Source organism: Micromonospora echinofusca (assembly GCF_017614955.1).
GTDB classification, from domain to species: domain Bacteria; phylum Actinomycetota; class Actinomycetes; order Mycobacteriales; family Micromonosporaceae; genus Micromonospora; species Micromonospora echinofusca_A.
Window position 1 is genome coordinate 1 of record NZ_WVUH01000543.1, and the last position, 3,048, is coordinate 3,048.

Below are 3,048 nucleotides of genomic sequence, written 5' to 3' on the forward strand. Positions count from 1 at the left end.
GGGCGGGGCGGGGGATCGTCCAGCTGGTGGCGCAATGCGGTCGTCGTGGTGACACCGTCGAAGGGTGTAGTGCCGGTGAGCAGGTCGAACAGCGTCGCCCCCAGACCGTAGAGGTCGGTGCGGTGGTCGGCCTCCTCGCCCAGGATCTGCTCCGGCGCCATGTAGCCCACGGTGCCGAGGCTCTGCCCGGTCCGCGTGATCTGTGAGTAGCGGTCGTCGTCGCGGATGACCGCCAGGCCGAAGTCGAGCAGCTTCACCGCGCCGCTCGGTTCGACCATGACGTTGCTCGGCTTGACGTCGCGGTGTATCAGGCCGATCTGCCCGGCGGCGAGCAGGATGCTGCTGACCTGCGCGCCGATGGCGGCGACCCATCCGATCGGGAGTGGACCCTGCTCCGCGACCAGGTCGGTCAGGGTCACACCCTTGATCTTCTGCAGGATGACGTAGGGCCGACCGGCGTGCTCGCCGAGGTCGTAGACGGCGGGTACGCCGGGATGGTCGAGCCGGGCGGTCAGCAGTGCCTCGCGGCGGAACCGGCGCACCAGGTCGGCGTCCATCATGGTGGGGTTGACGAACTTCACGATGACGGGGCGGTCGAGCAGGAGGTCCTGTGCAGGCCAGACCTCACCCATTCCTTTGTGGGCCAGGGGGAGTCGGCCCAGCCGGTAGCGGTCCTTGAGGCTCGTGCCGGACGTCACGGGGTTCAGCATAACGGCCCGTCCGGTCACCACTACGCACCGCCGTCCGCCCAGCCTGCGAGATGGTGAACCTCATCCACGGGATAGTTACTTGCAAACATAGTTCACAGGGTGTTTGAATGCTGCTCGGCGCGGATCCTTCCCGCGCCTTCGATGCTGCGCGATCGGCACGGTCCACTGTGTTCGCTACGCGACAGTTCCGTCATTCACGCCCGGATACGCCCTGGGCGCCTTCGACAGGGGACGGTATGGCTGAATTGGCCATCGGTCGGGGATTTCTGCCCGCCTATGCCCGGCTGCAACGCCGGGCGCAGCGTGCCGTCGACGCCGCCATCAGCAAGTTCGCCCAGCACACCCACGCCGGCCTGCACCTGGAGAAACTGACCGGAGCGCGGGACCCGAACATCCGCACCATCCGGATCGACCAGTTCTACCGCGGCGTGGTCCTCGCCCTCGGCGAAGAGAAGTACGCACTCCTCGACGTCCTGCCCCACGACGACGCCATCGCCTTCGCCGTGAGCCGCCGGTTCACCGTCAACCAGACCCTCGGCGTGCTGGAGATGCGCGACCAGGCAGGCATCGAGGAGTTCACCCGCACCGAACCGTCGACCCCGGGCGGCGCACTGTTCGACCAGGTGTCGAACGCCGACCTCGTCCGGCTCGGCGTCGACGCGGACCTGCTACCCCTGCTGCGCATCATCGCCACCGACCAGCAGTTGGAAAGCCTCGCCGGGCGGCTACCGGAAACCCAGCTCGACATCCTGCGCGGCCTGGCCAGCGGACTGTCCGTGGCCGAGGTCTGGGCCGAACAGGCCGACCGCATCGTCTCCGGCGTCGACACCGACGACCTGCTGACCGCAGCCCGCCGCACGCCCGAACGGATCGCCTTCGTGTCCGGCCCGGTCGAACTCGCCGCCATCCTCGCCCACCCCTTCGACGTCTGGCGGACCTTCCTGCACCCGACCCAGCGCGACGTCGCCTACCGTGACACCTACAGCGGACCCGCGCTGGTGACCGGCAGCGCCGGGACCGGCAAGACCGTGACCGGCCTGCACCGGGCGGTGTTCCTCGCCGAACGGCTGCCCGACGGCGGGAAGGTCCTGCTGACCACCTACACCCGTGCCCTGGCCGAAGCCCTCACCCGGCAGCTGTACCGGCTCACCACCGACCCTGCCGTGCGGGCCCGCATCGACGTGACCAGCATCGACAAACTCGCCTACGAGATCGTCACCCGCGACCGGGGACGGGTCACGGTCGCCGACAACGAGATCCTCGACGAACTGTGGCAGGCTGCGGCGAAGACCGGCCCCACCTACCTCAACCGCGCCGGCCAGGTCACCACCTTCAGCGCCTCCTTCCTCAGACACGAATGGGAACAGGTCGTCCTGGCGCAGCAACTGACCACCCGGGACGCCTACCGCGACGCACCCCGCCGGGGCCGTGGCACAGGCCTGCGAGCTGCGCAGCGCGACCAGGTGTGGGACGCGATCGACACCGTGGCACGGGAACTGACCAGGCGGCACCTGCGCACCCACACCCAGCTCGCCGACGAGGCGGCCGCGATCCTGCGCCGCTCACCGGCGCCCTACCGGCATGTCGTCGTCGACGAGGGACAGGACCTGCACCCGGCGCAGTGGCGGCTGCTGCGGACCTTGGTCGCTCCCGGCCCGAACGACATGTTCCTGCTCGCCGACCCGTACCAGCGCATCTACGACAGCCACGTCTCACTGGCCCAGCTCGGCATCGAGGTACGCGGCCGCACCCGACGGCTCACCGTCAACTACCGCACCACCCACCAGATTCTGAACTTGTCGGTGAAGGTCCTCAACGGCGACGCCGCCATCGGCCTCGACGGGCAGGACGACACCCTGCACGGCTACCGCTCGACCACCCTCGGCGGCGTACCGGAGCTGGGTGCGCACGACAACCGCGACGACGAGTACGAAGCGCTGATCGAACGGGTCGGCACCTGGCTGGACCAGGGCGTGGAACCCCACGCCATCGGCGTGGCCGTACGCACCGGACAACTCGTCCGGACCATCAGCAGGATCCTCGCCGACGCCCACATCCCCGTCGCCGACGACAAACGAGGCATCGACGGCGTGCACGTGGCGACCATGCACCGCATGAAGGGCCTGGAATTCCAGTGCCTCGCCGCCGTCGGACTCGACGCGGGCATCCTGCCCGCACCGAACGCACTCACCTCCGCCGCCGAGGACCCCCACGCCCACCAGCAGGACCTGCGCCGGGAACGCTGCCTGCTCTTCGTCGCCCTCACCCGCGCCCGTGACGTGCTCTACCTGTCCCACAGCGGCACCCCCAGCCCACTGCTGCCGGTGACCCGATGACC

At 69.2% G+C, this 3,048-nt stretch carries 2 protein-coding genes; one reads left to right on the forward strand and one right to left on the reverse strand.

All coding sequences use genetic code 11. The features are described from left to right. Positions 1-698: serine/threonine-protein kinase (locus tag GSF22_RS32415; RefSeq protein ID WP_307804505.1), on the reverse strand; the 698-nt coding region annotated here is incomplete at its 3' end. 248 nt (positions 699-946) lie between these two features. On the opposite strand from GSF22_RS32415, the gene GSF22_RS32420 reads away from it, so the two are divergent. Then, positions 947-3,046 carry a UvrD-helicase domain-containing protein gene (locus GSF22_RS32420; RefSeq protein ID WP_208817722.1) on the forward strand — a complete coding sequence of 700 codons (2,100 nt, stop codon included), beginning with the start codon at positions 947-949 and terminating at the stop codon, positions 3,044-3,046. Positions 3,047-3,048 lie beyond the last annotated feature (2 nt).

What these genes read in the sequence shown, in the direction of transcription:
- GSF22_RS32420 (WP_208817722.1), top strand. Translation starts at nt 947, where the DNA reads ATGGCTGAATTGGCCATCGGTCGGGGATTTCTGCCCGCCTATGCCCGG.